The organism is Actinoplanes sp. ATCC 53533, assembly GCF_003947245.1.
Window position 1 is genome coordinate 1 of the sequence record NZ_QHHV01000195.1, and the last position, 26,270, is coordinate 26,270.

Annotated in this window: 29 protein-coding genes; 15 read left to right on the forward strand and 14 right to left on the reverse strand. The window is 72.1% G+C overall.

Features of this window, described 5'->3' with window-relative positions; translation table 11 throughout:
• Together DMB66_RS45835 and DMB66_RS45840 are read left to right on the forward strand one after the other, a co-directional pair.
• Positions 1-1,760: glycoside hydrolase family 92 protein (locus tag DMB66_RS45835; protein ID WP_148112829.1), on the forward strand; the 1,760-nt coding region annotated here is incomplete at its 5' end.
• 90 nt (positions 1,761-1,850) lie between these two features.
• Positions 1,851-2,108: a hypothetical protein gene (locus DMB66_RS45840; protein ID WP_199753013.1), complete on the forward strand. Its 258-nt coding sequence runs from the start codon at positions 1,851-1,853 to the stop codon at positions 2,106-2,108.
• 67 nt (positions 2,109-2,175) lie between these two features.
• Here DMB66_RS45840 and frdD read toward each other — a convergent pair whose 3' ends face one another.
• The 7 genes from frdD to DMB66_RS45875 all read right to left on the reverse strand — a co-directional run bounded on the left by frdD (position 2,176) and on the right by DMB66_RS45875 (position 7,492).
• Positions 2,176-2,541, reverse strand: coding sequence for a fumarate reductase subunit FrdD (frdD, locus tag DMB66_RS45845; protein ID WP_125810403.1), 366 nt, complete (start codon positions 2,539-2,541; stop codon positions 2,176-2,178).
• Positions 2,538-2,939: a fumarate reductase subunit C gene (locus DMB66_RS45850; RefSeq protein ID WP_125810404.1), complete on the reverse strand. Its 402-nt coding sequence runs from the start codon at positions 2,937-2,939 to the stop codon at positions 2,538-2,540. The genes frdD and DMB66_RS45850 overlap by 4 nt, the downstream gene beginning before the upstream one ends.
• Positions 2,936-3,688 carry a succinate dehydrogenase/fumarate reductase iron-sulfur subunit gene (locus tag DMB66_RS45855; RefSeq protein WP_125810405.1) on the reverse strand — a complete coding sequence of 251 codons (753 nt, stop codon included), beginning with the start codon at positions 3,686-3,688 and terminating at the stop codon, positions 2,936-2,938. Before DMB66_RS45855 ends, DMB66_RS45850 begins: the two co-directional genes overlap by 4 nt.
• 1 nt (position 3,689) lies before the next feature.
• A complete protein-coding gene (frdA, locus tag DMB66_RS45860) occupies positions 3,690-5,429 on the reverse strand; it encodes a fumarate reductase (quinol) flavoprotein subunit (RefSeq protein WP_125810406.1) in 1,740 nt (579 codons plus the stop codon).
• Between the two features lie 12 nt (positions 5,430-5,441).
• Positions 5,442-5,678 carry a hypothetical protein gene (locus DMB66_RS45865; protein WP_125810407.1) on the reverse strand — a complete coding sequence of 79 codons (237 nt, stop codon included), beginning with the start codon at positions 5,676-5,678 and terminating at the stop codon, positions 5,442-5,444.
• Positions 5,679-5,767: 89 nt separating this feature from the next.
• Positions 5,768-6,691 (reverse strand): SPFH domain-containing protein, encoded by a 924-nt coding sequence (locus tag DMB66_RS45870; RefSeq protein WP_199753014.1) that lies wholly within the window; start codon positions 6,689-6,691, stop codon positions 5,768-5,770.
• Positions 6,692-6,742: 51 nt separating this feature from the next.
• Positions 6,743-7,492, reverse strand: coding sequence for a TetR/AcrR family transcriptional regulator (locus DMB66_RS45875; protein ID WP_233625320.1), 750 nt, complete (start codon positions 7,490-7,492; stop codon positions 6,743-6,745).
• A gap of 24 nt (positions 7,493-7,516) precedes the next feature.
• On the opposite strand from DMB66_RS45875, the gene DMB66_RS45880 reads away from it, so the two are divergent.
• The 7 genes from DMB66_RS45880 to DMB66_RS45910 all read left to right on the forward strand — a co-directional run bounded on the left by DMB66_RS45880 (position 7,517) and on the right by DMB66_RS45910 (position 15,212).
• Complete coding sequence (locus DMB66_RS45880) at positions 7,517-8,647, forward strand: NAD(P)/FAD-dependent oxidoreductase (protein ID WP_233625321.1); 1,131 nt, start codon at positions 7,517-7,519, stop codon at positions 8,645-8,647.
• Positions 8,648-8,730: 83 nt separating this feature from the next.
• A complete protein-coding gene (locus DMB66_RS45885; RefSeq protein ID WP_125810408.1) occupies positions 8,731-9,315 on the forward strand; it encodes a DUF1707 domain-containing protein in 585 nt (194 codons plus the stop codon).
• A 16-nt stretch (positions 9,316-9,331) separates the two neighbouring features.
• Positions 9,332-9,667 carry a VOC family protein gene (locus tag DMB66_RS45890; RefSeq protein ID WP_125810409.1) on the forward strand — a complete coding sequence of 112 codons (336 nt, stop codon included), beginning with the start codon at positions 9,332-9,334 and terminating at the stop codon, positions 9,665-9,667.
• A gap of 234 nt (positions 9,668-9,901) precedes the next feature.
• Complete coding sequence (locus DMB66_RS45895) at positions 9,902-12,661, forward strand: GGDEF domain-containing phosphodiesterase (RefSeq protein WP_125810410.1); 2,760 nt, start codon at positions 9,902-9,904, stop codon at positions 12,659-12,661.
• Positions 12,662-12,719: 58 nt separating this feature from the next.
• A complete protein-coding gene (locus DMB66_RS45900) occupies positions 12,720-13,766 on the forward strand; it encodes a LacI family DNA-binding transcriptional regulator (protein WP_233625322.1) in 1,047 nt (348 codons plus the stop codon).
• A 33-nt stretch (positions 13,767-13,799) separates the two neighbouring features.
• Entirely contained in the window at positions 13,800-14,519 is a 720-nt protein-coding gene (locus DMB66_RS45905) for a hypothetical protein (RefSeq protein WP_125810411.1), read from the forward strand.
• Between the two features lie 9 nt (positions 14,520-14,528).
• Positions 14,529-15,212: an SDR family oxidoreductase gene (locus tag DMB66_RS45910; protein ID WP_125810412.1), complete on the forward strand. Its 684-nt coding sequence runs from the start codon at positions 14,529-14,531 to the stop codon at positions 15,210-15,212.
• 16 nt (positions 15,213-15,228) lie between these two features.
• On the opposite strand, the gene DMB66_RS45915 is transcribed toward DMB66_RS45910, so the two are convergent.
• The gene (locus tag DMB66_RS45915) at positions 15,229-16,167 is read right to left on the reverse strand and encodes a hypothetical protein (protein ID WP_125810413.1); all 939 of its coding nucleotides are present in this window, start codon (positions 16,165-16,167) and stop codon (positions 15,229-15,231) included.
• A gap of 80 nt (positions 16,168-16,247) precedes the next feature.
• Between DMB66_RS45915 and DMB66_RS45920 the strand changes: the two genes are divergently transcribed.
• The gene (locus DMB66_RS45920) at positions 16,248-16,952 is read left to right on the forward strand and encodes a tetratricopeptide repeat protein (RefSeq protein ID WP_125810414.1); all 705 of its coding nucleotides are present in this window, start codon (positions 16,248-16,250) and stop codon (positions 16,950-16,952) included.
• Between the two features lie 9 nt (positions 16,953-16,961).
• Here the strand turns inward: DMB66_RS45920 and DMB66_RS45925 are convergent, their stop codons facing one another.
• Positions 16,962-17,915, reverse strand: coding sequence for a GNAT family N-acetyltransferase (locus DMB66_RS45925; protein WP_158647573.1), 954 nt, complete (start codon positions 17,913-17,915; stop codon positions 16,962-16,964).
• 76 nt (positions 17,916-17,991) lie between these two features.
• Here DMB66_RS45925 and DMB66_RS45930 point away from each other — a divergent pair, with 76 nt between their 5' ends.
• Entirely contained in the window at positions 17,992-18,897 is a 906-nt protein-coding gene (locus DMB66_RS45930) for a TIGR03619 family F420-dependent LLM class oxidoreductase (RefSeq protein WP_125810416.1), read from the forward strand.
• Positions 18,898-18,928: 31 nt separating this feature from the next.
• A complete protein-coding gene (locus DMB66_RS45935; RefSeq protein ID WP_125810417.1) occupies positions 18,929-19,588 on the forward strand; it encodes a carbohydrate-binding protein in 660 nt (219 codons plus the stop codon).
• Positions 19,589-19,642: 54 nt separating this feature from the next.
• On the opposite strand, the gene DMB66_RS45940 is transcribed toward DMB66_RS45935, so the two are convergent.
• Positions 19,643-20,029, reverse strand: a complete 387-nt coding sequence (locus DMB66_RS45940; protein WP_125810418.1) for an Hsp20/alpha crystallin family protein — start codon at positions 20,027-20,029, stop codon at positions 19,643-19,645.
• A 146-nt stretch (positions 20,030-20,175) separates the two neighbouring features.
• Here DMB66_RS45940 and dinB point away from each other — a divergent pair, with 146 nt between their 5' ends.
• Positions 20,176-21,366: a DNA polymerase IV gene (dinB, locus tag DMB66_RS45945; protein ID WP_125810419.1), complete on the forward strand. Its 1,191-nt coding sequence runs from the start codon at positions 20,176-20,178 to the stop codon at positions 21,364-21,366.
• 162 nt (positions 21,367-21,528) lie between these two features.
• Here the strand turns inward: dinB and DMB66_RS45950 are convergent, their stop codons facing one another.
• Positions 21,529-22,764, reverse strand: coding sequence for a YbiU family protein (locus DMB66_RS45950; RefSeq protein WP_125810420.1), 1,236 nt, complete (start codon positions 22,762-22,764; stop codon positions 21,529-21,531).
• A gap of 83 nt (positions 22,765-22,847) precedes the next feature.
• Between DMB66_RS45950 and DMB66_RS45955 the strand changes: the two genes are divergently transcribed.
• Together DMB66_RS45955 and cobF are read left to right on the forward strand one after the other, a co-directional pair.
• On the forward strand, positions 22,848-23,954 hold the full coding sequence (locus DMB66_RS45955; protein ID WP_125810421.1) for an ROK family transcriptional regulator: 1,107 nt from the start codon (positions 22,848-22,850) through the stop codon (positions 23,952-23,954).
• 49 nt (positions 23,955-24,003) lie between these two features.
• On the forward strand, positions 24,004-24,765 hold the full coding sequence (gene cobF / locus DMB66_RS45960; protein WP_125810422.1) for a precorrin-6A synthase (deacetylating): 762 nt from the start codon (positions 24,004-24,006) through the stop codon (positions 24,763-24,765).
• 6 nt (positions 24,766-24,771) lie between these two features.
• Here the strand turns inward: cobF and DMB66_RS45965 are convergent, their stop codons facing one another.
• The 3 genes from DMB66_RS45965 to DMB66_RS45975 form a co-directional block, all read right to left on the reverse strand.
• Positions 24,772-25,374 (reverse strand): dihydrofolate reductase family protein, encoded by a 603-nt coding sequence (locus tag DMB66_RS45965; protein ID WP_125810423.1) that lies wholly within the window; start codon positions 25,372-25,374, stop codon positions 24,772-24,774.
• A gap of 93 nt (positions 25,375-25,467) precedes the next feature.
• Positions 25,468-25,833, reverse strand: coding sequence for a hypothetical protein (locus tag DMB66_RS45970; RefSeq protein ID WP_199753016.1), 366 nt, complete (start codon positions 25,831-25,833; stop codon positions 25,468-25,470).
• A gap of 178 nt (positions 25,834-26,011) precedes the next feature.
• Positions 26,012-26,270, reverse strand: a 259-nt coding sequence (locus tag DMB66_RS45975) for a cobaltochelatase subunit CobN (protein ID WP_148112830.1), incomplete at its 5' end; no start/stop codon positions are given.

A 26,270-nucleotide genomic window follows, 5' to 3' on the forward strand; every position in this document is an offset into this window, starting at 1 on the left:
AGGCGATGTCGTGGGCGATGGACGGCTACATCAACGACTACGGCATCGCGAACATGGCCGAGGCGCTGGCGAAGAAGGGCGGGCCCAAGGCCAAGGAGTACGCCGAGCAGGCCGAATACTTCCGCAACCGGGCACAGAACTACGTGACCATGTTCGACCCTTCGGTGGACTTCTTCCAGGGCAAGGACTCCGCGGGTGCCTGGCGCAACCCGCCGTCCACCTACGACCCGCGGGTCTGGGGCTACGACTACACCGAGACCGACGGCTGGAACATGGCGTTCCACGTGCCCCAGGACGGTCAGGGCCTGGCCAACCTGTACGGCGGCCGGGACGGCCTGGCCAAGAAGCTGGACAAGTTCTTCGCGACCCCGGAGACGGCCACCTTCTACGGTTCCTACGGCGGCCCGATCCACGAGATGTACGAGGCCCGCGACGTCCGGATGGGCCAGTACGGCCACAGCAACCAGCCGTCGCACCACATCATCTACATGTACGACTACGTGGGTCAGCCGCACAAGACGCAGAAGCTGGTCCGCGAGGCCACCTCCCGGCTCTACCTGGGCAGTGAGATCGGCCAGGGCTACCCGGGCGACGAGGACAACGGCGAGATGAGCGCCTGGCAGATCTTCAGCGCGCTCGGCTTCTACCCGCTGCAGATGGGCAGCCCCGCGTACGCGATCGGCTCGCCGCTGTTCACCAAGGCCACGGTCAGCCTGGAGAACGGCAAGAAGATCGTCGTCAACGCGCCCGGCAACAGCCGGAGCAACGTCTACGTGCAGTCGCTGAAGGTGAACGGCAAGAAGTACAACTCCACGTCGCTCCCGCACTCGCTGCTGGCCGACGGCGCGACGCTCGACTTCAAGATGGGCCCGTCGCCGTCGCGGTGGGGCACCGGCGAGAACGCCGCTCCCCCGTCGCTCACCACGGGCGACGCGGTGGCGAACCCGCTGCGGGACCTGACCGGACCGGGCCGCGGCACGGCGTCGGACCCGACACTGGTCGACGACACCTCCACCACCCAGGTCACCTTCCCGACGCCGACACCCGCCTGGCAGTACCAGTTCGCCGGCGCGGGCGAGCAGGCCACCTACTACACCCTCACCTCGGGCACGGTGGCCGGCGACCCGAAGGCCTGGCGGCTCAGGGGCTCCTATGACGGCACCACCTGGACGACCATCGACGAACGCGCCGACCAGAGCTTCGACTGGCGGCAGCAGACCCGGCCGTTCAAGATCGCCGCGCCGGGCCGCTACGCCCACTACCGGCTGGAGGTCAGCGCCAACACGGGCGAGGCGAGCACCACGCTCGCCGAGGTGGAACTGCTCGGCATCCCCGCACCGGCCTGCACGACGACCATCTCCGACAAGGTCGCCGGCGCGGTGTCGGTCCGCTCCGGCGTCACCTGCGTCACGGCGGGCGCGCAGATCACCGGCCCGGTGTCGGTGGCCAAGGACGCCTCGCTCTACGTCACCGGCGCGGCCCTGGACGCGGCGGTCCGGGCGACCGGCGCGGGCACGGTGTCGCTGCTGAACAGCACGGTCAGCGGCCCGCTCACCGTCACCGGCTCGGGCCCGGTCAGCGTGGAGAACTCGACCCTGAAGAGCGCGGTGACGCTGCTCGCCAACAAGGAGGCCACCGTGGTCGCCGGCAACACGATCGGCGGACCGCTCACCTGCGCCGGCAACAAGCCGGCACCGGTGAACAACGGCCTACCGAACAAGACCGGCGGGATCCGGCTCGGCCAGTGCGGCAAGCTCTGACCCTCCTGGTACGGCACGCAGCCGCCTCTTCCGTTCGCGGAAGGGGCGGCTGCTCCGTCCGGACCCGCATGGGTTTGTTCGCGACGGGAGGTGACTGCGGCAAGCCTGTTCGCCGCGGCGATTCAGGGTTCCAACACGATCGAGCACATCACGATCAGCAGTTCGGACGCTCGGGCGCTCGTCGAGCACGCACCCATGTCGGCCGAGACCAGTGAAGGGACTCGGCAGGCCGTCGTCGGCTACCGGGACGCGATGACGTACGTGCGGCAGACGCCGCTCTTGGAGATCGCGCATGCCGCCACCGCTGCGGTACGTGGGCCGGGGCGCGACCCTTACGCGCGTTCCTGACGGGCACCGAGCGCCGTCGATGGGCGGGCCGGCGTCACCGCGTACCAGCGCAAGCCGCCCGCCCGGGTCAGAGCGCCGCCAGGAGCAGATACGCGGCGGCGGCCGTGCCGGCGGCCGCGGCGCCGTAGCACGCCGTGGCGATGATCGGGTCGTACCGGCCCAGCCGGAACGCGTGCTCCACGGTGAACCGGATCCGGTGTGCGGCGTGCACCAGCGCGAGCGCGCACACCCCGATCAGCCCGAGCCGGGTCAGTGGGTTGCGCAGCACGGCGAGCAGGTGCTCATGATCCGGCGCCGCCACCCAGCCCAGCGGGATGGCCACGCCGAACAGCACCAGCAGGACGGGCAGGACGAGCGCGGCCACGACGCCGCCCGCGCTGAACAGCAACCAGACGAAGGGCTCGGGCGTGACCCGCCGCCCCGGACTCGTCACCGTGCCACCACCAGCCAGGTCAGGAACGCCGACACCACCAGCCACCCGAGATAGACGCTCGCGAGGACGGCGCGCGACGGCACCCGCCGGCCGCGCACTCGCACGATCATGGCGCGCGGGGTCAGGTTGGCGAACGTCACCGCGTGCAGCAGCACGAAGGCGAGCGCGACCAGGTTCAGCGCGATCACCGCGGGGCGCGCCATCGCCTCCAGGAAGCCCTCGTACGCGGTGGCGCCGCGCGCCACCGCGCGCACGAGCAGGAGCAGCTCCACCACGAACAGGGCGACGAACAGGCTGGTCACCTCGCGCACCATGAAGAACGCGTACGACCGCCGCCGCGCCCACCACAGCAGGGGCATCCGCCGGCGGTAGTACCTCGCCTCCAGCGGGGAGATCATCGGGACCGCCAGGGCAGGAGGAGCGACTTCGCCGCTTCCTGCGCCGCGGCGAGCTTCACCTGCTGGATCGCCCCGGCCGGGTCGACGCCCTTGGGGCACGCTGCCGAGCACTCTCCCACGAAGGTGCAGTCCCAGACGCCCTCCGGCTGCGCCAGGATGGTGAGCCGCTGCCGGTCGCCCTCGTCCCGGGAGTCGAGGTCGTAGCGGTGCGCCAGCGCGATCGCCGCCGGGCCCACGAAGGAGTTGTCCAGCCCGTACACCGGGCAGGCCGCGTAGCAGAGCATGCAGTTGATGCACATGCTGAACTGCTTGAACTCGTCGAGCTGGGCCGGCGTCTGCAGGTATTCGCCCTCCTCCACCGGCCGTTCCTCGTCCCGGATCAGCCAGGGCCTGACCTTGCCCAGCTTGTGCATGAAGTCGGTGAGGTCGACGATCAGGTCGCGGATCACCGGGAAGTTGGCCAGCGGCTCGATGCGCACCGGACCCGGCGCGAGGTCGGTCAGGAACGTCGCGCAGGTCAGCCTCGGCTCTCCGTCGATCATCATGCCGCAGCTGCCGCAGATGCCCATCCGGCATGACCACCGGTACGACAGCGTGCCGTCGAGCTCGTCCTTGATGTAGTTGAGGCCGTCGAGGACGGCCCAGTCGCCGCGCAGCGGCACCTCGTAGTCGGCCAGGGTGGGCTCGGCCTCACCCTCGTCCGGCCGGTACCGGGCGATCCGCAGCGTGATGCGCTCGTCGCCGCCCACGTCACCTCCCGTAGATCCGCTTGCCGGGCGGCCATCGCGTGATGGTGACCGGCAGGTACGACACCCGCGGGGAGCCGTCGGGCTCGCGGTGCGCGAGTGAATGGGCGAGGAACCGCTTGTCGTCGCGTTCGGGGAAGTCGGTGCGCTGGTGTGCCCCGCGCGACTCCTCCCGGCGCAGCGCGCTGTGCACGATGCACTCGGCCAGTTCCAGCATGCCGGCGAGCTCCAGCCCGGCCACCCGCTCGGTGTTGAACCGGCGGCTGGTGTCGTCGATGACCGCGGTCGCCGCCCGCTCCCTCAGCTCACGCAGCTTGTCGGTGGCCTTGGTGAGGCTGTCACCGTCGCGGTAGATGCCGGCGGCGTCTTCCAGGATCCCCTGCATCTGCGTGCGGATCACGGAGATGCGGTCCGGGCCGTCGCCGCGGCGCAGCAGATCTTCGTCGAGCCGGCGCCGCTCGTCGGCGCCCTGCGCCTCGACGGCCGCGCTCGGCCGCGCGGCCCCGGCGGCGTGCCGCGCGGCCGCTCGCCCGGCACGCGCCCCGAACACCAGGCATTCCGGCAGCGAGTTGGAGCCCAGCCGGTTGGCGCCGTTGATGCTCACGCAAGCCGTCTCGCCGGCGGCATAGAGGCCGGGAAGTGCGGTGGCGCCGTCGATGTCGGTGTGTACGCCACCCATCATGTAGTGCACGACCGGACGTACCGGGACGAGCTCGTGAACCGGGTCGATCCGCTCGTAGTCGCGGCACAGTTCACGCACCATCGGCAGCTTCGCGTCGATCATCTTCCGGCCCAGGTGGCGCAGGTCCAGGTGGACCACCGCGCCGTACGGCGAGTCGATCGTGCGGCCCTTCGCCATCTCGTGCACGAACGCCTGGGACAGCCTGTCCCGCGGGCCCAGCTCCATGCTGCGCAGCACCGGGCCCGGCTCCGGCCTGCCGAGGTCGTAATCCTGCAGGTAGCGGTAGCCGTCCTTGTTGAGCAGCCAGCCGCCCTCGGCGCGGGCGGCCTCGGTGATGAGGATGCCGGTGAACGGCAGGCCGGTCGGGTGATATTGGACGAACTCCATGTCCTTGAGCGGCGCGCCGGCCCGGTAGGCCAGCGCCATCCCGTCGCCGGTCTTGATCGCGGCGTTCGTGGTGAACGGAAACACCCGCCCGCCGCCACCGGTCGCGATCACCACCGACCGCCCGGTGATCGTCTCGACCAGGCCGGACATCAGCTCCAGCGCGACGACGCCACAGACCCGGCCGTCGTCGACGATCAGCCGGCTCGCGTACCACTCGTCGTAGCGGGTGATGCTCGGGTATTTGAGCGAGGTCTGGAACAGCGTGTGCAGCAGGTGGAAGCCGGTCTTGTCGGCGGCGAACCAGGTGCGCTTCTTCTTCATGCCGCCGAACGCGCGCACCGCGACGTGCCCGTCCGGCTCGCGGCTCCACGGGCAGCCCCAGTGCTCCAGCCGCAACAGCTCGCGCGGCGCCTCGACGACGAACGCCTCGACGGCGTCCTGGTCGCAGAGCCAGTCACCGCCGGAGATCGTGTCGTACGCGTGCTCGTCGAGGCTGTCGGCGGCGCTGATGGCGCCGGCCGCGCCGCCCTCGGCCGAGACGGTGTGGCTGCGCATCGGGTAGACCTTGGACACCACGGCCACGCTGAGGCGGGGGTCGGCCTCCGCGACGGCGATGGCCGCGCGCAGGCCGGCCCCACCCGCACCGACGATGACGACGTCATGGGACAGGCTCATGGTGCTCCCGCGTCAAACCGGGTGTTCGGAATGCTCGTCGGAGACCACCTTGTGCCGGCGGCCATGGCGGATCGCCTGCGTGTTGACGGTGCCGTCGTGATACTCGTGCCGGGTGCGCCGGCAGCCACAGCTGTAGTAGAGGTCGTAGACGACGAGACCCTCGTCGTCCGTGTCGCGATAGCAGTCGCCTCCGACGGTCTTGCCGCACGGAGCCCGCTCCGGTTCAAAGGCGGATCGAAAACCGACCATGCTTCCCCCATCGGCGTGTTGGGGATCCAGCCCGTCCAGCGTCCCACCATGCGAACAAGAGCGGAAGGTCTCCGCCCACCCGGGCATCCCTACGAGGGCTGACCGTTGGGTGTGCGGGAGACCTCGGCCGGTGCGATGGTGCCGATGTCCCGCAGCAGCGGCCGCTCCGGAGCGGATTCGACCGCGCGCGGCGCCTCGGCCGCGGACTTTTCCGCGGCTGCCGGCCGATCCGGAATCGCGCCCTTCGGATCGGCTCCGGCGTTGGCGCTCTTCTCCAGGAATCGCAGCAACTCGACGGGGAACGGCAGCACCAGCGTCGAATTCTTCTCGGCGGCCACCTCGACGACCGTCTCAAGAAGACGCAACTGCAGCGCCGTCGGGGTGTCAGCCATGGTGGCCGCGGCCGCCGCGAGCTTGTGCGAGGCCTGCAACTCGCCGTCGGCCGTGATCACCCGGGCCCGCCGTTCCCGTTCCGCCTCGGCCTGGCGCGACATCGACCGCTTCATCGAATCCGGCAGCGCGACATCCTTGATCTCCACGCGGTCGATGTGGATTCCCCAGTCCAGCGCGGGGCTGTCGATCATCACTTCCAGACCCTGGTTGAGCCGCTCCCGGTTGGACAACAGATCATCGAGCTCGCTCTTGCCGATCATCGAGCGCAGCGAGGTCTGCGCGACCTGGGACACGGCGAAAAGATAATCCTGTACGTTCACGACGGCCCGGACCGGATCGACGACGTTGAAATACACCACCGCGTCGACCTTGACCGTCACGTTGTCACGGGTGATGCCGTCCTGCGCCGGAATCGGCATCGTGACGATCTGCATGTTCACTTTCCGCAGCCGGTCGACGCCCGGCGCGATGAGGGTGAGGCCGGGGCCGCGAACCGTTTCCAGCACGCGCCCGAACCGGAAGACAAGCCCACGCTCGTATTGCTTGATGACTCGTGCACTCGCGGCCGCCCAGACTGCTCCCAGACCCAGCGCCGCCATCAGGACATCGAGGACGATCATGGTGTGCACCCGCCTTTGCTGAGCGGTCGTCCAACCAGAATCGTACCGCCGTCACCTCGATGCGGACCCGCCGAAGTCCGGCCGGGGATGGCTGGTGATGCCGTCCAGGATGGTGATCAGGTTGTGGTGGAAGGTCTCCTCGGCGTTGAGGTGGGCGCCGTCGATGACGAGTCGGGCGATGGTGGGGTAGCGGCCGGTTTCGAGCATGCGTGTCAGGTAGGGCCCGAGGGCGGCCTGCCAGGCGGACACGTCGGTGCCGGTCAGCCGGGCGGTGCGGCGCTCGGTGATCTCCCTGCGGAGCGCTCCGCAGATGAACGCGTTGAGGACGCCCAAGGCCCGTTGGAGATCGTCGATGCCGCGCAGGCCAGGGGCCCGGCTGAGCGCCGCCGCGGTCGACTCGCCCACGGCGAGCGCGTGCGGTCCCAGGTGTGGCCGCGCGCCCAGCAGGTCGGCGAACCACTCGTGCTCAAGGGCGGCAGCGCGAGTCCGGTGAACGATGTCGAGGACCGCGGCGCGCCACTCGGTGGGCTGGCCGGCCTCGGCGATCTGGGCATACACGGCGTCGACCATCAGATCGAGCAGTTCGGCCCTGTTGATCACGTAGTCGTAGAGCCGCATCGGGCCGACGCCGAGCTCCTTGGCGATCTTGCGTACCGATAGCCCGTCGAGGCCGTGTGCGTCGGCGAGCTGGATCGCCGACGCGGCGATCTTCGCGCGACTCAGCGGCACCGGCGCCGCCCGGGGCTGCGGCTCGGGCCGTTCCCAGACGGGCAGCGGCACGCTACCGTACGGTGTATCCATGAGGTACAGCGTACGGTAACGGAGATGATGATGCGAATCGCGATCGCCGGCGGCGGCCTCGGCGGCCTGACGCTGGCCCGAATCCTGCACCGGCACGGCATCGGCGCGGTGGTGTACGAACGCGAGGCGGGCCGGTCCGCGCGAGCACAGGGCGGAATGCTCGACCTGCACCCGGAGTCCGGGCAACAGGCCCTGGCCGACGCGGGCCTCGCCGCCCGGTTCCGGTCCGAGGCACGGCCGGAGGGCGAGGAACATCGCATCCTCGACCCGGCCGGGCGCACCCTCGTGCACCACAAGCCACAACCCGGTTCGTTCTCCGGGCGCCCCGAGATCGACCGCAGCGCACTGCGTGATCTTCTGCTCGATTCGCTCCCCGCCGACACTGTCAGGTGGCAGCACCGGCTCGCCGCGGCGACGCCACGACCCGACAGAGGCTTCGAGCTGACGTTCGACAGCGGCCACCGCACCGACTGCGACGTCCTCATCGGCGCGGACGGCGCACGCTCGGTCGTCCGGTCGCTGCTGACCGACGCGACACTGTCCGCCGTGGCCACCTTGGTCGAGCTCAGCATCGGCGACGCCGATCGGCGCCACCCGGATCTCGCCGATCTGGTCGGCCCCGGAAACCTCTGGTGCGTCGGCGTGCGCCGGATCCTGGCGGCACAGCGCCTCGGCGACGGCAGCATCCGAGTCGGGGTCTCCCTGCCCGCGGACGATCGCCACCCGGACACCTACCGCAGCAAGCGCGCGCTGCTGGACATGTTCGACGGCTGGAACCCCGGCCTCACCGCACTCATCGAAGCCGGCGACGGCCCGCCGAACCCACGCAGGATCGAGGCGATGCCCACCGGCACAAGCTGGGCCCACCGGCCGGGCATCACCCTCATCGGTGACGCCGCGCACCTCATGCCGCCGGTCGGCGAGGGCGCCAACCAAGCCATGCTCGACGCGGCCGAGCTCGCCGCCGAACTCGCCACCGACCCCGCCGACCCCGACTCGGCGATCCGGGCGTACGAGGAGGCGATGTTCGTCAGAACCCACCCGATCGCCGAGATGTCCGCACGGGTCCAGGCGATGATGCTGTCCCACACCGCGGCCGACGACATCGTCCGCTTCTTCACGCCGCGATCCACCGAGCCGGCGCCCGCGGACTGACAACACGCACACCGGGCTCGGCACATCACCGCGGGCTCCGCACGACAGCCGCACGGTCGCGGGATGCCGACTATGGTTTGCCGATGAGCGGAGAGCTGGTGCCGGAGCCCTCGACGGTCCGGATGTCTGATGCCGACCGAGAGACGGTTGCCGGGCGGCTGCGCAAGGCTGTCAGCGAGGGGCGGCTGACCCTGGACGAGTTCGAGCAGCGGGTGTCCGGGGTGCTCGCCGCGCGCACGTTCGCCGAAGTCGAACCGTTCGTGGCCGACCTGCCGGGCGGCCCGGCGGCGCCGGCGGCGCCGGAGCACGGCGAGTTGCGCACCACCGCGGCCGGCCTGAAACGGCACGGCCGGTGGGTGGTGCCCCGGCACCTTCGGGTGACGGCCCGGGCCGGCTCGGTGAAGCTCGACTTCACCGACGCCCTCATCGCTCATCACCGAGTCGAGATCGAGCTCAATGTGTTCGCCGGCTCCACCACGCTCGTGCTGCCGCCCGGCGCGTCCGTCGACATCGACAGCGTCGAGATGATCGCCGGCAGCTCGCACGTCCGGGGCGTGCCCACCACCCCGGACGGGGGATCCGAGCGGCACTTCGTGATTCGCGGCAAGCAGCGGGCCGGTGGGCTGGTCGTCCGATATCAGCGCCACTTCTGGCGCTGGCGCTGGTGACCGCCGGAGGCGCCGCATGAGCTACGTCAAGAGTGTGACCTTCGACTGCCGCGACGCGCTCGTGGTCGCTCGCTTCTGGGCGGCCGCGCTCGGCGGGGAGCTGGACGGGGACTCCACCTCGGACAAGGCCTATGTGGAGGCGCCGGGGTGGGGTGGGCCCAGTCTGTGGTTCCGGCGGGTGCCCGAGGCCAAGACCGCCAAGCTGAGGATGCACTTCGACCTGCGCGCCCCCGGGGAGCTGCCGGCCGAGGTGCGGCGCCTCGAAGGGCTCGGCGCGACGGTCGCCCATGACCAGGGCGACCTGGTCATGATGCGCGACCCGGAGGGCAACGAGTTCTGCGTCGAGACCTGAGTCGGTGACCGGCCTCAGCCAGGCTCGCACGAAGGCCCCGTCCAGGGCTGGTGCCCCCGGGGCACGATCGCGGCCGGGACCGGACGGCGCGCCCGCGCCCGGGAAGGTGTCGCCGAAGTTCCGGGTGCCGGCGATCCACCGGGGGCGAACCCCTCAAGTCCGTACCCTCGCGAGCCGATCTCGGCTGGTACGACCGCCCCGCCCGGGTGGCCGGGCAGACCGGAGATTCCGCAGATGGCAGTCAGCACAGCACCGCCCGCACCGGAGGCCGTCCGGCGCTGGGCACTGCTCGCCGTCGCCGTCGCCGTCCTCGTCGTCGCGTTCGGTGTGGTGCTCAGCACCGGCGTCGGCGGTCCGGCCGCCGCGCAGGCCGTCTCAGGCCCCGGGCTGTGCGCCGCCGCCGTCGCCGCGGCCCTCGGCTGCCTGATCCGTGCCACGGCGTTCCGCGGCCGGATCCGGGCCGGCTGGACCTTGCTCGGCCTCGGCGTGCTCTCCTGGGGCATCGGCCTGGCCTGCGCCGTCTGGCTGGGGGTCCGCCCCGGCGCGGTGCCGGTGCCGTCCGGGGCCGACGTCGGCTACCACGGCATGATCCTGCTGACCTCGGCCGGGCTGCTGGCGCTGCCGGTGGCCACCCAGAGCGCGGCCAACCGGGCCCGCAGCGTGCTGGACGGCCTGATGGTCGCCGCCTCGCTGCTGCTGATCGCCTGGTTCCTGGTCCTCGAACCGCTGATCGAGGCCCGCGACGACAGCGCGCTCGCGCTCTACATCCACCTCGGGTACCCGCTCGGCGACATCGTCATGGTGACGATCGTGGTCTACATGCTGGCGCTGCGGCGCCGCCGCGGCCGCGACTCCGGCCACCTCGCGCTGGTCGGCGCCGGCATCGTCGCCTTCGCGGTCTCCGACATCGGGTACGCCTACCTCAACCTGACCGGGGCGTACGCCTCCGGCAGCGCGACCGACATCGGCTGGTTCGCGGGCTTCTCGCTGATCCTGCTCGCCGCCACCAAGCCGGCCGGGTCCCACGCCCCGGCCGACCGTGCGCTGCCGCCGGCCGACGGCGAGAGCGGCCAGCCGTTCGGAGTGCTGCTGCCGTACGTGGCCGTGCTCGCCTCGCTGTTCACCAGCTTCGTGTGGTACGCCCGCACCGGGCACGCCACCGACTTCGTCGCCTACACCCGCTCGGTCCTGATCCTGCTGATCGTCGGCCGTCAGCTGCTCACCCTGCTGGAGAACCGCAACCTGACCCGCGACCTGGAGACCCGCGTCGCCGACCGGACCGCCGAGCTGTACGGCAGCGAGCAGCGCTTCCACTCGCTCGTGCAGCACAGCACCGACGTCGTCACCGTGGTCGGCACCGACGCCGTGGTGCTGTACCAGAGCGAGTCCGTGCAGCGGATCTTCGGCTGGCGGCCGAGGACGCTCACCGGGCGCCCGCTCACCGGCGTCCTGGACCTGGAGTCCGGCGCCCGCCTCGCCGACGCGCTGCGCTCGGTCAGCGGCCGCCCGCACGCGAGCACGGTCATCGAGCTCACCGTGCCGCACCGCACCCGCGGACCGCGTCAGGCCGAGATCACCGTCACCAACCTGCTCGACGACCCCAACGTCGGCGGCCTGGTGCTCAACACCCGCGACATCACCGAGCGCCGGGAGTTGCAGGAGCAACTCGTGCACGAGGCGTACCACGACGCCCTGACCCAGCTCGCCAACCGCGCCCTGTTCCGCGAGCGGGTGGCGGAGGCGCTGGAGCAGCGCGGCGAGGACGACGAAGTGTCCGTGCTCTTCCTCGACCTGGACGGCTTCAAGGAGGTCAACGACAGCCTCGGCCACCTGGCCGGCGACCAGTTGCTGATCCGGGTCGCCGAACGGCTGACCGCCTCGGTGCGGGCGGGCGACGTGGTGGCGCGCTTCGGCGGTGACGAGTTCGCCGTGCTGATCCGCTCGGCGCGCGGCGCGGGTGAGGCCGAGGCCGTCGCCCGGCGCATCGTCGACGGGCTGCCCGAGCCGTTCCGGATCGACACCCGCGACCTGCACGTACGGGGCAGCATCGGGCTGGCCTCGCACGCCACGCTCGCCGCCGGCGAGGCCGGCTACACCGACGACGCCGAGCAGCTCATGCGCAACGCCGACCTGGCCATGTACCAGGCCAAGGGCGCCGCCGGCAGCAGCCTCGCCAGCTACGACCCGCGGATGCTGGCCGGCCTGGTCGAGCGCCTGGAGCTCGAGGCCGACCTGCGCCTGGCACTGGACCGCGGCGAGCTCAGGCTGCACTACCAGCCCACGATCAACCTGGCGGACAGCCTGGTCGTCGGCTTCGAGGCGCTGGTGCGCTGGCAGCACCCGGTGCGCGGCATGATCAGCCCGCTCGACTTCATCCCGATCGCCGAGGCCACCGGGCTCATCGTGCCGCTCGGCCGCTGGGTGCTGGAGGAGGCGTGCCGCCAGGCCATGGAGTGGGCCGAGCGGGACGGCCGGCGCCCGGTGAAGATGGCGGTCAACGTCTCGGTACGCCAGTTCGACCGCAGCGACCTGCCGGCGGTGGTCCGCGAGGTGCTGACCGAGACCGGCATGCCGGCCGACCAGCTCTGCCTCGAGATGACCGAGAGCGTGCTGATGACCGACACCGAGGAGAACCTGTCCCAGCTGGTCCGGCTCAAGGCGCTCGGCGTCACCCTGGCGATCGACGACTTCGGCACCGGCTACTCGTCGCTGGCCTACCTGCGCCGTTTCCCGGTGGACACGCTCAAGATCGACCGCTCGTTCGTGGAGCGGCTCGGCGACCAGGCCGACGATGCCGCGCTGGCCGGCACCATCGTCCAGCTCGGGCAGAGCCTCGGCATGTCCACCGTGGCCGAGGGCATCGAGGAGTACGGCCAGCTCGCCGCGCTGCGCGACATGGGCTGCACGTTCGCCCAGGGCTTCTACTTCTCCCGCCCGGTGCCCGCTGAGGAGGCCGGCCGCCTGCTGCTGGAAGGCGCCGGCGCCCAGCCATGAGCTCCGCCCGGAAAAGCGCTCTCAGGGGCATTTCGCCCGGTGCTATATAACAGAGGCCATGACTACCCGGCCCGCCCGCGGAGGGCAGCACCCGACGATGGACCAGGTCGCCGAGGCGGCCGGGGTCTCGCGGGCCACCGTGTCCCGGGTGATCAACGGCGCGCCCAGCGTCGACACCAAGATCCGCGAGATCGTCCAGCGCGCCATCGCCGAGACCGGCTACGTGCCGAACGTGGCGGCCCGCTCGCTGGTCACCCGCAAGTCGAACTCCGTGGCGCTGGTCATCTCCGAGCCCGACCGGCCGTCCGACTCCTCGTTCCTGAACCGGATCTTCACGGACCCGTACTTCGGCCGGGTCACCGCTGGCGCCACCGGCGCGCTGCGCCCGCACGACATCCACCTGGTGATCATGCCGACCGACTCGACGGACCATCACCACGTCATCCGCTACCTGCGCCAGGGCCACGTCGACGGGGTGCTGCTGATCAGCAGCCACGAGCAGGACCCGCTCCCCCGACAGGTGCACGAGCTCGGCATCCCGGCGGTGGTCTCGGCCCGGCCCGCCGCACACCTGGCCGCCAGCTTCGTCGACGTCGACCAGCGCCTCGGCGCCCGGCTCGCCGCCGAGCACCTGCTGGGCCGCGGCTGCCGGCGGCCGGCCACCATCAGCGGGCCGCTGGACAGCCCGGCCGGCGCGGATCGGCTCGACGGCTTCCGGTCATACCTGGCCGGCCGCGGCATCCCGGAGGTGCCGGCGATCGAGGGCGACTTCACCCGGCACGGCGGCGAGGCGTGCGCGCGCCGGCTGCTCACCGAGCACCCCGGCATCGACGGCCTCTTCGTGGCGAGCGACCTGATGGCCGAGGGCGCGCTGCGGGCGGTGCAGGACCTCGGCCGCCGGGTGCCCGACGACGTCGCGGTGGTCGGCTTCGACGACAGCAGCGCCGCCCTCGACTGCCGGCCGCCGCTGACCACGATCCGCCAGCCGGTCGAGGAGATGGCCGCCGAGATGGCCGAGGTGCTGATGGCCCACATCGCCACGCCGGGCCGGCTGCCGCGCTCGGTGACCTTCCAGCCGACCCTGGTGATCCGCGAGTCCGCCTGAACCGCGCGCGAGGCCATCGGACATCATGGCTGCGTGGGCGACCTTCTCATCAATCTGCTGGCGAGCGTCATCGCCGGCACCGCGGTCTGGCTGGCCGGATTCCTGCTGCGCCGCCGCAGGCTGAGCCGCGAACGCGCGTTCTTCGGCCTCACCGAGGGCGCGACCTGCCTGCTGGTGGCCTCCCGGCACGCGTCGTCCCCGAGCGAGAACAGCGTTCACCGGCGCGATGTCGCCGCGCTGGTGGAGCTGGCGACCATCGCCCGGGAGTGCGGCGCCCGGGCCGACGGGGTCGGCGAGGCCGAGCCGGCCGGGGAGATCGGCAGGCTGACGGAGTTCTGCGTCGGCGGCCCCGGCATCGCCAATCCCCGCACCGCCGTGCACCTGCGCACCATCCTGCGCGGCGTGACCTTCGCGGACGCCGACCCCGCCAAGGTCAGACTCGCTTTCACGGTCGACGGGAAGGACTACGTCCGGACCCCGAACAGCACCTACGTGCTGCTGGCCCGATTCTGGGGACCGGTCGGCGGGCAGCCCGTCTTCCTGCTGGGCGGCCTCACGGCCGGGGCGAATCTGGCGGCGGCCCGCTACCTCGCCGCCCGGCACCGCGAGCTGGCCCGGCAGTACGGCACGGACCGGCCGTTCGCCCTGGTGCTGCGGATCGTCGAACCGACCGCGTACGGCACCGACTTCACCGAACTGGCCGCCGACGTGACCGGCGTCGCGTTCCAGCCGGTCCCGCAGCCGGCGGAGTAGAACTGAGGAATGGACATTCTCGTCGCCGGCGGCCACGGCAAGGTCGCCCTCCGCCTGCTCAGCCTGCTCGCCGCCCGGGGCCACACCGCCCGCGGCCTCGTCCGCTCCCCCGCACACGCCGCCGACCTCACCGCGGCCGGCGCGGTCCCGGTCATCGGTGACCTGGAGAAGGACGAGACTCTCGACGCGTACGTCAAGGGCGCGGACGCCGTGGTGTTCGCGGCCGGCGCAGGGCCGGGCAGCGGGCCCGAGCGCAAGCGGACGGTCGACCTGGGCGGCGCGGTCAAGCTGGCCGACGCGGCCCGGGCCACCGGGGTGCGCCGCTACGTCATGGTCTCGTCGATCGGGGCGGACCGGCCGGAGTCAGCGGGCGAGCCGATGCGGGAATACCTCGTGGCCAAGGCCGAGGCCGACGAGTACGTCCGGGCCAGCGGCCTGGACTACACGATCGTGCGGCCGGGCTCGCTCACCGACGACCCCGGCACCGGCCTGGTCAAGGTCTCCACTGATTCCGACCCGCGGCGGAAAACCCATGCAAGTTCGTTACCTGAGCTGGGCAACCGCGGCCCGGTGCCACGCGATGACGTGGCGGCGGTGCTGGCCGCCGTGCTGATCACCCCGGCCACGATCGGCAAGACGTTCGAGCTGTTCACCGGCGACACCCCGATCCACGTGGCGCTGGCCGCCGGCTGAGCCGGGCGCGCCGCCGTCAGCTCGCCAGGAGGTCCTGGCGCTCACGCAGCACCGCGTCCCGGTAGGCGCGGGCGGCGCTGGTGCGCCGGGCGACGTCCTGACGCACCCCGGCGACCAGGTGGGCCGAGCGGTCCACGTTGCTTCGGGCCCGGTTGAGCTGGTCCTTGACGAACACTTCCGAGAAGACGGTCTCCAGGAAGCCGGTCGGCCGCACGGCCACCGGCGCCCGCGTCGGTGTGTCGCCGAGCGGCCGGGCCAGGCCGACATCGCCCAGCTCGGTGTGCAGCACCGCGACACATCGGTCGGCGTGCGCCGCCGCCCAGGCGACGCCGTCGAGCCAGTTCGGCTTGCCGGCCAGCAGCGCGCCGCCCAGCCAGTTGTCGGCCGACTTGCGGTCCGCCGCGAGGTCCAGCTGCCGACGGACCTCACCCAGGGCCTGCGCCGCGGCCTCCGCCGCCGCGCCCGCCTCGGCCAGCTCGCGCAGCTCCGCCTCGACCCGGCCGCGCCGCTCGGCCAGGGTCAGCAGCCGCCCGAGCTCCGGCCCGCCTTCCCGGCGCAGCTGGCGTTCCTTGGCGTCGACGGCCGCGGCGAACCGGGCCGGCAGGTTGGTCAGGCCGGACAGCCGGGCCTCGACGGCCGCCCGCTCCGCGCCGATCGCGGCCAGCCGGCTCTCCCCCTCGGCGACCCGGTAGCGGGCCGCGCCGGCCTCCGCCTGCTCGCGGGACAACTGCTCGGCGTGCGCGCCGCGCAACGCGACCAGCACCCGGGACAGCGAGAGACCTTCCAGCCGCTCGACGTCGCGGACCTCCCCGGCCCAGCGCCACCGCAGCTCGCTCAGGGCAGCCGCCTGCTCCGCCAGGCGCTGGTCCAGCTCGGCCCGGCGGACCCGGAGCAGCTCGGCCTCCCGGATGAGCCCGGCGATGGCGGCGAGACGGATTTCGGCATCCACGGTCATACCCCTGATTCGAGCAAGCCGACGCAAGCAAACGGGCAGGGGGACACCCTGGGCGCCAGATCGGCAGTAACCTCCGAAGAATGGGGACAACGGGGGACACACTGGCGGCCGGCAACGAGGCGATGGTCGAGGCCGCCTTCCGGACCGGCGACTACGAGGCGGCCGAGCGCACCTTCCAGGAGCTGCTGACCCGGGCCCGGGCGGACGGCGACCGGGCGCTGGAGGCCGCCGTGCTGGACCGGCAGGCCATGCTCATGCACTTCCGGGCGCTCGATGACGACGACCTCGGCAAGGCCGACAGCGACGGCGAGGAGGCGCTCTTCCAGCAGGCCCTGGAGATCCGGCGCGACCTCGGCGACTCGGCGGGCACGGCCGAGTCGCTGTTCGGCGTCGGCCTGGTGCACCAGGTGCTGCGCCAGGACTGGGACAAGGCGATGCCGTACTACTGGGAGGCGCTCGACCTGGCCGACCGGCACGGCGACCTGCTGCTGCGCTCCGAGGTGCACCGGCACGTCGGTTTCTACTACGCGATGTCCGACCTGCAGTCGGACAAGGCGCTCGAGCACCTGCGCATCTCGCACGAGCTGCGCGCCGAGCTCGGCGACCCGCGCTGGATCCCCGGCGGCACCATCGCGCTGGGCATCGCGGAGCTGGCCGACGGCCTGCGCGAGCAGGGCCTGGCCCACGTCCGGGAGTCGATCGACCAGGCCCGCCAGGCCGGCCTGAGCGCGCACCGCGTCGCCTGGATGCAGCAGTTCCTGGCCAAGGCCGAAGCCGAGCGGTAGGCCCTCGCCTCACCGGGCCGGCAGGTCCTTGGCCATCTGCTGGGCCAGCAGCCGGTAGCCGAGCCGGTCGCAGAGCCGGCGAGCGCCCGAGTTGGCGCCGTGCACGTTGAGCCCGAGCCGGCGGACGCCCCGGCCGGCCAGCTCGGCCTCGACCGCGGCGATGGCCGCCCGGCCGTGCCCCCGGCCGCGATGAGCCTCGTCGATCTCGATGTTGTGCAGCCAGCCCAGGCCGGGCCGCGGCGGTGCCGGCAGGCCGGCCCAGACCCACCCGACCGGTACGCCGTCCGCCGCCACCGTGCGCAGGATCATCCCCTTCGTCCGCACCCCGCGCGGGAGCAGCTCGGCCAGTTCGCGGGCCGCCCGGGTCTCGGCCTCGCCGTGCCACAGCCCCTGCTCCTGGACGAGGTCCTGGGCAAAGTCGGCGAACAGCGCCTCGATCCGGCTCTCGTAGTCGGTCATCGGCGTCAGCTCGATCCCCTCGGCCGTGGGTATGCCGGTCAGCTCCCGGGAGCGCTGCTGGGCGTACACCTCGAAGCCGAGCCGCTCGTAGACGCGAATCGCCGTGCTGTTCGCGCCGAAGACGTTCAGGCCGAGCCTGGGCACGCCGAGGCCGGCCAGCTCCGCCCCGACGGCCGTGATGATCGCGCCGGCGTACCCCCGGGACCGGAAGCCCGGGTCGACCTCGATGTTGCCGATCCAGGCCAGCTCCGGCCGGGCCGGGCCGGGCAGTGTCACCCAGATCCAGCCGATCTCCGTGCCGTCCCACTCGGCCTTGCGCATGAGCAGGCCGGGGGTCGCAGAACCGCGGGGCAGCTTCTCCGCGATGTCGCGCTCGGCCTCGGCCACCGCCTCGGCCACGGTCAGCCCGCGGGATGTCGTGATCGCCTCGGCGTAGCCGGCGATCAACGGCGCCCGGCGGCGGGCGAAGTCGGCGGAGTCCATCTCCACCAATGTCAGCGGCATGCCGCCAGCCTGCCACGGCGGCCGGCCCCGGGCCTCTCGGTGGCCCCCTCCGGCGGGCGGCAGTACGGTGAACCGCATGTTGATCAGCTGCGGTTGCCCGGTGTCCGGGGTGTGGGCGGATCCCCTGTCGTTGACCGGGTTCGCGATGCGGGCCGAGGAGCTGGGCTACTACGGCCTGTGGTCGTTCCAGCGGCTGCTGGCCGGCGACGACCAGAACCTCGCGCCGGTCTACCGCAGCGTGCTCGATCCGCTGCTGGCGCTGACCTACGCGGCCGCCCGGACGACCCAGATCCGGCTCGGCGTCGCCGTGATCAACCTGCCGTACCTGTCACCCACCTACCTCGCCAAGCAGGCGAGCACGCTCGACGTGCTCTCCGCCGGCCGCTTCGACCTGGGCCTGGGCACGGGCTGGTCCGAGGTGGAGTTCGTGGCGACCGGGTCCAACCCGAATCCGCGCGGGCGCCGCACCGAGGAGTATCTGCGGGTGCTGCGCACCCTCTTCAAGGGCGCGCCCACCGCCTTCGACGGCGAGTTCTACACCGTGCCGCCGAGCGTCATGGCACCCGCGCCGGTGCAGCCCGGCGGCCCGCCGATCCTGCTGGGCGGCACCGCGGACATCGCGCTGCGCCGGGCCGGGCGGATCGCCGAGGGCTGGGTCAGCAGCAGCCGGGCCAGCCTCGCCGACATCGCCCGGGGCACGCAGATCGTGCGCCGGGCCGCCGAGGAGTCGGGCCGCGACCCGGACGCGATCCGGATCGTCGTGCGGGGCGTGGTCAAGGCCGGGCTGCGCGAGGACGACGTGCCGCTCTCGGGCACCTGGGACCAGATCCGGGCGGGTGCCCAGCTCTACGCGGAGGCCGGCGTCACCGAGCTCTTCTACGACCTGAACTGGGATCCGTTCATCGGCTCCCCGGACGCCGATCGCCGGGCCGCCGGCGAGCGGGCCGAGGAGATCCTCACCGCGCTCGCTCCGATCGGCTGAGGTTCTCCCGCTGCGTTATCCTGCGGAGCCGATGACTACTCCAGCCTCCCCGTCGCCCGGCGTCTACCACTCCCGGTCGCGGGTCACCCGCAACCGGCTCGTGCTCGCCGCGGCCGGGCTGGCGCTCGTCCTGCTCGGTTACCTGATCGGGCGCCTGCAGGGCGGCTCGGCGACTCCGGCTCCGGCTGCCGCCGCCGTGGCCGCGCCCTCGGTGGCTTCCTCGTCCTCCCCCGCTGACCCGCCGGCCAGCCCGTCGCCCTCGCCGGCCACGCCGGCGCCCGGCGGCATCGACGCCTATTCGGTGATCCAGGCCGAGGCGGCCGCCGGCCAGCAGGGCACCCAGTTCCAGGAGACCGAGGACGAGGGCGGCGGGCAAAATGTCGCCTACATCGGCAACGGCGACTGGCTGCGCTTCGACGACGTGGATTTCGGCGACGAGCCGGCCACCAAGTTCGCCGCCCGGGTGGCCTCCGAGGTCGACGGCGGCGGCCGGCTCGAGGTCCGGCTCGACAGCCCCGGCAACACCCCGGCGGCCACCCTGGAGATCGCGGACACCGGCGGCTGGCAGGACTGGGAGTCCCGGACCACGGACGTCGAGCCCGTCACCGGCCGGCACACGGTGTTCATCACCTTCGGCCGCGACGGCGGCGAGGATTTCGTCAACGTGAACTACTTCGCCTTCGCCCACTGACGCGCCGGGGCCGCGCACCTCGATCGGTGCGCGGCCCCGGGCAACCACCCGCGCTCAGGCGGCGGCGACCTCGAACTTGCGCGGCTTGGCCTTCTCCGTCACCGGGATGCTCAGGGTGAGCACGCCGTTGTCGTAGCGGGCGTCGAGCCGGTCGGTGTCCAGCGAGTCGGACAGGAAGACCTGCCGGCTGACCGGGCCCATCGGGCGCTCGGCGACGATGTACCGCACGCCGTCGCGCTCGGCACGCTTGCGCTCGGCGCGGACGCTGAGCACCTTGCGGTCCACGGTGAGGTCGATGCTGGCCGGGTCGATGCCGGGCAGGTCGATGTCGATGAAGAAGGAGTCACCCTCGCGGTAGGCGTCCAGCCGGGCGCCGGCGGTGCGGGTGGCGGAGTCGAAGACGCGGGTGGTCAGGCGGTCGAAGTCGGTACGCAGCACCATGGGATTTCCTCCGGTCAAAGATTGAGCGTGTCGCACTCAAGTCTGATAACCGGGGCGCCACCCTGTTACTTCCGCCCGGCGCCGTGACCTGCGACACCAAGGACTCGCGCATCGCTCTATTCGAACATGTGTGCGAAGATGGCCGGGTGCCCGATCAGGCGACCATCCTGCACGCCGACCTCGACTCGTTCTACGCGTCGGTCGAGCAGCGCGACGACCCCGCCCTGCGGGGCCGACCGGTGCTGGTCGGCGGGGGCGTCGTGCTGGCGGCGAGCTACGAGGCCAAGGCATACGGGGTCCGCACGCCGATGGGCATCGCGCAGGCCCGCGCGCTCTGCCCGCACGCCCTGGTGGTGCCGCCGCGGATGTCGGCTTACTCGGCGGCCAGCAAGCTGGTCTTCGAGGTCTTCCGGGACACCACCCCGATCGTCGAGGGCATCTCCATCGACGAGGCCTTCCTCGAGGTCGGCGGGCTGCAGCGGATCCGCGGCACGCCGGCCGCCATCGCCGCCCGGCTGCGCGCCGAGGTCCGCGACCGGGCCGGGCTGCCGATCACCGTCGGCGTGGCCCGGACGAAGTTCCTGGCCAAGGTCGCCAGCGCGGTCGGCAAGCCGGACGGCCTGCTGGTGGTGGCCCCCGGCGAGGAGCTCGCCTTCCTGCACCCGCTGCCGATCGAGCGGCTGTGGGGCGTCGGCCCGGTGACCGCCGGCAAGCTGCGCGAGCACCGCATCCTGACCGTCGGCCACGTCGCCCGCCTCGGCGAGGCCGCGCTGGTCACCCTGATCGGCGCGCACGCCGGGCGACACCTGCACGCACTCGCCCACAACCGCGATCCCCGCCGCGTCCGCACCGGCCACCGGCGCGGCTCGATCGGCGCCCAGTGCGCGCTCGGGCGCCGGTCCCGCCCGTTCGAAGAGATCGACGCGACCCTTGCGGCCCTGGTCGACCGGGTCACCCGCCGGATGCGGTCGGCGCACCGGGCGGGCCGCACGATCACCCTGCGGCTGCGCTTCGGCGACTTCACCCGGGTCACCCGCTCACGCAGCCTGCTCAAGGCGACCATGCAGACGAGTGCGGTCCTGACCACGGCGCGGCAGCTGCTGGCCGAGGCCCGGCCGCTGATCGACCTGCGCGGGCTGACCCTGGTCGGCGTCGCGGTCGGCAACCTGGACAGCGACGGGGCAGTGCAGCTCGAGCTGCCGTTCGACGTGGCGGTGGAGGACAGCCTGGACACCGCGCTGGACGCGGTCCGGGACAGGTTCGGCTCGTCGTCGGTGACCCGGGCCGCGTCACTGGGCCGCGACCTGAACCCGTCGGTCCCGATCCTCCCCGAATGACAACCTCCGACCCCGCAGAGCCCCACTTCCCACGGCCCGGTCTTGCGCGGCCTTATCCCACGCGGCCCCGGCTCGCGCGGCCCGGTCTCACCCGGCATCGGCTTGCGCGGCCCGGTCTTGCCCGGCATCGGCTTGCCCGGCCCGGTCTTGCGCGGCCTTGGCTCAGAGGCCCAGCTGGGCGCGGCCGATCGGGCTGAGGTCGGCGGCGGCCGGGCGTCCCACCCAGTTCACCTCGTAGTCCTCGGCCGCGAAGTCGGTCGGGCTGGCGCCCCGGCGGAACGCCTGGCCGCACTCGGCGGCGTAGGCGGCGTTCTTCTCGCAGTGCGGGCTCGCCGGGATGTACATGACGTTGCCCCAGCCCTGCTGGTCCCGCACCGCGCCGACCGAGTGGATCATGTCGCCGTGCCACCAGACGGTGTCGCCGGGCTCCACCGCCGGGATCGGGGTCAGCGCGGGCATCAGCGCCGGGTGCCAGCGCTCGCTGATCGGCAGCGCCTGGCCGTTCGCCGCGCCGCACAGGTCGTCGTCGGCCACGTCGTCCTGCAGGGCGCGCAGCAGCAGGTAGGCCATCGCCGACGGGATCGGCACCACGTACAGCACACCCTCGGTCGGCGCCATGTCGGACAGCGCGGTCCAGCCCTGGAAGGTGCGGAACGCCGAGCACATCACCGTGGACTCGAACTCGTGCACCTCGGTGCGGTAGGCGCCGTCCCACGGGTCGTACTCCTCCGGCCGGCCGGCGAAGACATGCCGGAAGACCTTCTGGTACGCCGGGAGCAGCCACCGCTCGATCGAGCCCGAGTCGGTGTGCGCGGACAGCCCGGCGGAGTCGGTGCCGGGCTCGCGACGCCGGACCCGATCCGGGTACGCGGTGTCACGCGTCGGGTCGAACCAGGTCCTGCCCTCGGACTCGTGCTTCCAGAAGGAGTTGAGGAAGCCGCGCACGGCCACCATGTTCTCGTCCTCACGAGCCTGCATCTGCGGCCGCGACCAGTAGATCGGGAAGATCGACGGCTTGCTCGCGGAGAGCCCGCCGAAGATGCCGTCGTCGACGTAACGGTAGGTGCCGGCGAAGTCGTTGCGGTCCAGGTACGACACCAGTTCGGCGTCCCACGCCTCGGCCCGCGCGCGTCCGAAGGTGCCCTTGACCAGGGCACAGCCGCGCCGCCGTACCGCTTCGATCAGATCTTGAGGCACCGTGCCGGCGGCGATGTCGGCGAACTGGACCACCGGCCAGATCTCCGCGCCGCGCTCGCGCAGCGCGACGACCTCGGCGACCTCGGCCCGGACCGCGGCCTCGGCCCGCGCGAAGGCGCCGGCGTAATCGCCGATCCGCTTGCGGAGCGTGGCCTTGGTCTCGCGGATGGCTTGGGGGATGTCGTCCGGGGCGGTGGTCATCGCTGGCTCCATTTGATTAGGTGACCTAACTAGAACGCTGTCTTAATGTAGGAGACCCAACGGGAAGATCACAAGGGGTGACGGTGAGCGATGTCGGCCGAGCGTTGCCGCAGACCGTGCTGCGCGCGGCGACCGACCGCCGCCTGCTCGACGAGACGATCCGGCAGGGCCGCACCACCCGGGCCGAGCTCGCCGACGTGACCGGCTATTCCCGGCCCACCGTCTCCGAGGCCGTCCGGCGCCTGGTCGAGGGCGGCCTGCTGGACGCGACCGGCCTCAAGGAGACCGGCCGGCGCGGCCGGATCGGCACGTTCTACGAGCTCGGCGAGCGCGCCGGCTGGGTGCTCGCCGTGGAGCTGGACCAGTCCGGCGTCCGGGCCCGCGCCGCCGACCTGGCCGGCCGCACCCTGGGCGAGCACCGGCGCCGGGCCGGCGCCCCCGGCGACGTGGCCGCCCTGGTCGCCAACGTGCGGGCCGCCGTGTCGGCCTTCCCGAACGGACCCGGTCCGCTGCGCGCGGTCGGCATCTCGACCGCGAACCCGGTGCACCCGGTCACCCACGAGATCGTCCCGCTGGCCGGCACCCCGTTCCCCGAGGGCCTGGTCAGCCCCACCGAGATGATCGGGGATCTGACGCCGGCGCCGATCCTGGTCGACAACGACGTCAACCTCGCCGCGCTCGCCGAGCACCGGGCCGGCCGGGCAGCGGGCGAGGCCAGCTTCGCGTACGTCTACGTGGGCGCCGGCCTCGGCGTCGGCCTCTACATCGGCGACCGGCTCGTCCGCGGCGCGCACGGGCTGGCCGGCGAGATCGGCTACCTGCCCGGCGCGACGGCCCCGACCATCGCGGGCGATCTGGCCGCCGGTGGCCTCGGCCGCTCGGACGCCCCGTCCAACGACGTCGCGGCGGCGCTGGACCTGCTCGACCGCGCCGACGAGCCCACGCTGCGGGTGCTCGCCGCCGCGGTGGCTCGCGCGATCATCTCGGTAGCGGCCGTGGCCGACCCGGCGCTGGTCCTGCTGGGCGGGCCGGTCGGCACCCACCCGGCGCTGCTGCCCCGGGTCCGGGCGGCCATCTCGTTCCCCGGGCCGACCCGGGTCGAGCACGGCACGCTGGGCACGGACGCGGCGCTGCACGGCGCGCTGCACCTGGCGCTGGAGCACGCCCGAGCGGCGGCGGTCGCCGTCTGAGCCTGACCTGCGCTGAAGCGTCGGCGCGGCGTGCGGCAGACTGCTGGGCGTGCGGAAGATCTACGTCATCGGGATCGGCGCGGGCGACCCCGATCACCTGACCCTGCAGGCAGCCAAGGCGATCGGCCGGACCGACGTGTTCTTCCTGCTCGACAAGGGCGAGGCCAAGGAGAGCATGATCGAGCTCCGGCGCCGGATCCTGAAGGCGTACGGCCGCCCGAGCCGGCGCATCGCCGAGGGCCGGGACCCGGACCGCGACCGCACCCCGGCCGACTACCAGGGCACGATCGCCGACTGGCGGCACCGGCGCTCCGAAGTGACCGAGGCGCTGATCCGCGAGCACCTGCTCGACGAGGAAACCGGCGCGTTCCTGGTCTGGGGCGACCCGTCGCTGTACGACTCGACGATCAGCATCCTGGACGAGATCCTGGCGCGCGGCGAGACGACGTTCTCCTACGAGGTGATCCCGGGCATCAGCAGCGTCTCGGCGCTGGCCGCCAGGCACCGCGTCGGGCTGAACCGGATCGGCCGCCCGTTCCAGGTCACCACGGGCCGCCGGCTGGCCGAGCAGTGGCCGCCGAACGTCGACGACGTGATCGTGATGCTGGACGCCCACCAGACCTTCGGGGCGGTGGACGCCGACGATGTGGACATCTACTGGGGCGCGTACATCGGCACGGAGGACGAACTGCTGATCTCCGGGCCGCTGGCCGAGGTGAGCGACGAGATCCGCCGGGTGCGCGCGGAAGCCCGCGAGCGCCACGGTTGGATCATGGACACCTACCTGCTGCGGCGGCGCGACACCGACTGACACCGCCTAGGACAGGCGGTCGTAGAGCAGGCAGATCGCCCCGGACGCGGACATCGTCGTGTCGGTGAGCGCCCACGTGGAGGCCGGCAGGCCGTCCTCCAGCAGCCGCGCGCCACCGCCGACCAGCGCCGGGCACAGGGTGATGCTCAGCCGGTCCAGCAGCTCGGCTTCGAGCAGGGCGCGGATGATGCTGCCGCTGGCCAGCACGATGATGTCCCCGCCGTCCTGCTCGCGCAGCCTGCGCACCTCGCCCGGCAGGTCACCGGCCACGATGCGGGAGTTCTCCCAGGACGCCTCCGTCAGTGTGGTGCTGAAGACGACCTTCTCCGTGCGGTTGAGCCAGGCCGAGAAGGCCCGGTCGCGCGGGTCGGCGTCGGCGTTTCCGGCGACGGCCGGCCAGAAGCCGCCGAAGCCCTGATAGTTCTTCCGGCCGAGCAGGACGGTGGTGGCGGGCTCGGTCACCCGGATCATGTGGTCGCGGGCGGCGTCGGTGACCGCGTGCGGGACGATCCAGCCCATGTCGTGGTCGCCGCCGGCTCCGGTGGTGCGACCGTCGAGGGACAGGGCGATGTTGCCGACGATCCGGCGGCTGTTCTTGTCATTGTTCATGCAGATGGGTCGGGGCCGGATGGGCTTCCTCGACATCCACCGCCCGGAGAATTTCCGGGCGGTGGCGCGGGCTGGAGCCCTGCCGTCAGGCGATCAGGTGATGTCGACCTTCCCGGCCTCGGCGCTGTACGCGAAGGTGCCGGTGAACCGGCCGTTGGGCGCACCGGTGAATCCCGGGGCCGTCCGCACCGCGCAGTTGTTGCGCGGGTTGGTCCCCGGCGCCCACTGGCCGCAGTAATAGACGTCGCCACTGCTCACCGAAACCGGGTTGTCGGTCTGGTTCCAGTTCCAGAAGTTCTGCTCGACGGTGTTGCCGTCGCCGAACACGACGTACCCGAGCCGCACATAGTTGCGGTATGCGTCGTCGCGGAATCCCGCGGAGCTGACGACCCAGTTGTTCTTGCCGAGCGGGGCTCCGGCAGCCTGCGCCGGCGGCACTGCGACGATTTGAGCCGCCATGACGGAGGCCGCACCGAGCAGAAGGATCGAGCGCCAACGGCGTCTGGTGAACACTATTGAGTTACCCCCGTGCCTAGCGAAGTGGCGATTGCCAAGATCGACAACGCTACTGAGGCACGGGAGTATCCATGACCCCGGTCGGCGAAAAGGACAATATCCCCGAAGCGGCCACCGACTGCTATCCGTCGCCTTCCAGGTCGCCTTCGGTCTCCAGGTAGATCTGCTGCAGCGCGGCCAGGGTCGCCGGCTCCGGGGACTCCCAGAGCTTGCGGTCCGCCGCCTCCAGCAGCCGTTCGGTGATGCTGTGCAGCGCCCACGGGTTCGACTGGGTCATGAACTTCTGGTTCTCCGGGTCCAGCACGTAGCTGGCCGCGAGCTGCTCGTACATCCAGTCCGCGACCACGCCCGCCGTCGCGTCGTAGCCGAACAGGTAGTCG

Bases quoted from the DNA above. Each gene is read 5' to 3' on its own strand.
- DMB66_RS45890 (WP_125810409.1), top strand. From the start codon at position 9,332: ATGAGCTACGTCAAGAGTGTGACCTTCGACTGCCGCGACGCGCTCGTG.
- DMB66_RS45965 (WP_125810423.1), bottom strand. From the start codon at position 25,374: ATGAACAATGACAAGAACAGCCGCCGGATCGTCGGCAACATCGCCCTG.
- DMB66_RS45950 (WP_125810420.1), bottom strand. From the start codon at position 22,764: ATGACCACCGCCCCGGACGACATCCCCCAAGCCATCCGCGAGACCAAG.
- DMB66_RS45970 (WP_199753016.1), bottom strand. From the start codon at position 25,833: ATGGCGGCTCAAATCGTCGCAGTGCCGCCGGCGCAGGCTGCCGGAGCC.
- DMB66_RS45925 (WP_158647573.1), bottom strand. From the start codon at position 17,915: ATGCCGCTGACATTGGTGGAGATGGACTCCGCCGACTTCGCCCGCCGC.
- frdA (WP_125810406.1), bottom strand. From the start codon at position 5,429: ATGAGCCTGTCCCATGACGTCGTCATCGTCGGTGCGGGTGGGGCCGGC.
- DMB66_RS45940 (WP_125810418.1), bottom strand. From the start codon at position 20,029: ATGGTGCTGCGTACCGACTTCGACCGCCTGACCACCCGCGTCTTCGAC.
- DMB66_RS45875 (WP_233625320.1), bottom strand. From the start codon at position 7,492: ATGGATACACCGTACGGTAGCGTGCCGCTGCCCGTCTGGGAACGGCCC.
- DMB66_RS45880 (WP_233625321.1), top strand. From the start codon at position 7,517: ATGATGATGCGAATCGCGATCGCCGGCGGCGGCCTCGGCGGCCTGACG.
- DMB66_RS45930 (WP_125810416.1), top strand. From the start codon at position 17,992: ATGTTGATCAGCTGCGGTTGCCCGGTGTCCGGGGTGTGGGCGGATCCC.
- DMB66_RS45865 (WP_125810407.1), bottom strand. From the start codon at position 5,678: ATGGTCGGTTTTCGATCCGCCTTTGAACCGGAGCGGGCTCCGTGCGGC.
- DMB66_RS45915 (WP_125810413.1), bottom strand. From the start codon at position 16,167: ATGACCGTGGATGCCGAAATCCGTCTCGCCGCCATCGCCGGGCTCATC.
- DMB66_RS45920 (WP_125810414.1), top strand. From the start codon at position 16,248: ATGGGGACAACGGGGGACACACTGGCGGCCGGCAACGAGGCGATGGTC.
- DMB66_RS45870 (WP_199753014.1), bottom strand. From the start codon at position 6,691: ATGATCGTCCTCGATGTCCTGATGGCGGCGCTGGGTCTGGGAGCAGTC.
- DMB66_RS45850 (WP_125810404.1), bottom strand. From the start codon at position 2,939: ATGATCTCCCCGCTGGAGGCGAGGTACTACCGCCGGCGGATGCCCCTG.
- DMB66_RS45935 (WP_125810417.1), top strand. From the start codon at position 18,929: ATGACTACTCCAGCCTCCCCGTCGCCCGGCGTCTACCACTCCCGGTCG.
- DMB66_RS45885 (WP_125810408.1), top strand. From the start codon at position 8,731: ATGAGCGGAGAGCTGGTGCCGGAGCCCTCGACGGTCCGGATGTCTGAT.
- DMB66_RS45895 (WP_125810410.1), top strand. From the start codon at position 9,902: ATGGCAGTCAGCACAGCACCGCCCGCACCGGAGGCCGTCCGGCGCTGG.
- DMB66_RS45900 (WP_233625322.1), top strand. From the start codon at position 12,720: ATGACTACCCGGCCCGCCCGCGGAGGGCAGCACCCGACGATGGACCAG.
- DMB66_RS45910 (WP_125810412.1), top strand. From the start codon at position 14,529: ATGGACATTCTCGTCGCCGGCGGCCACGGCAAGGTCGCCCTCCGCCTG.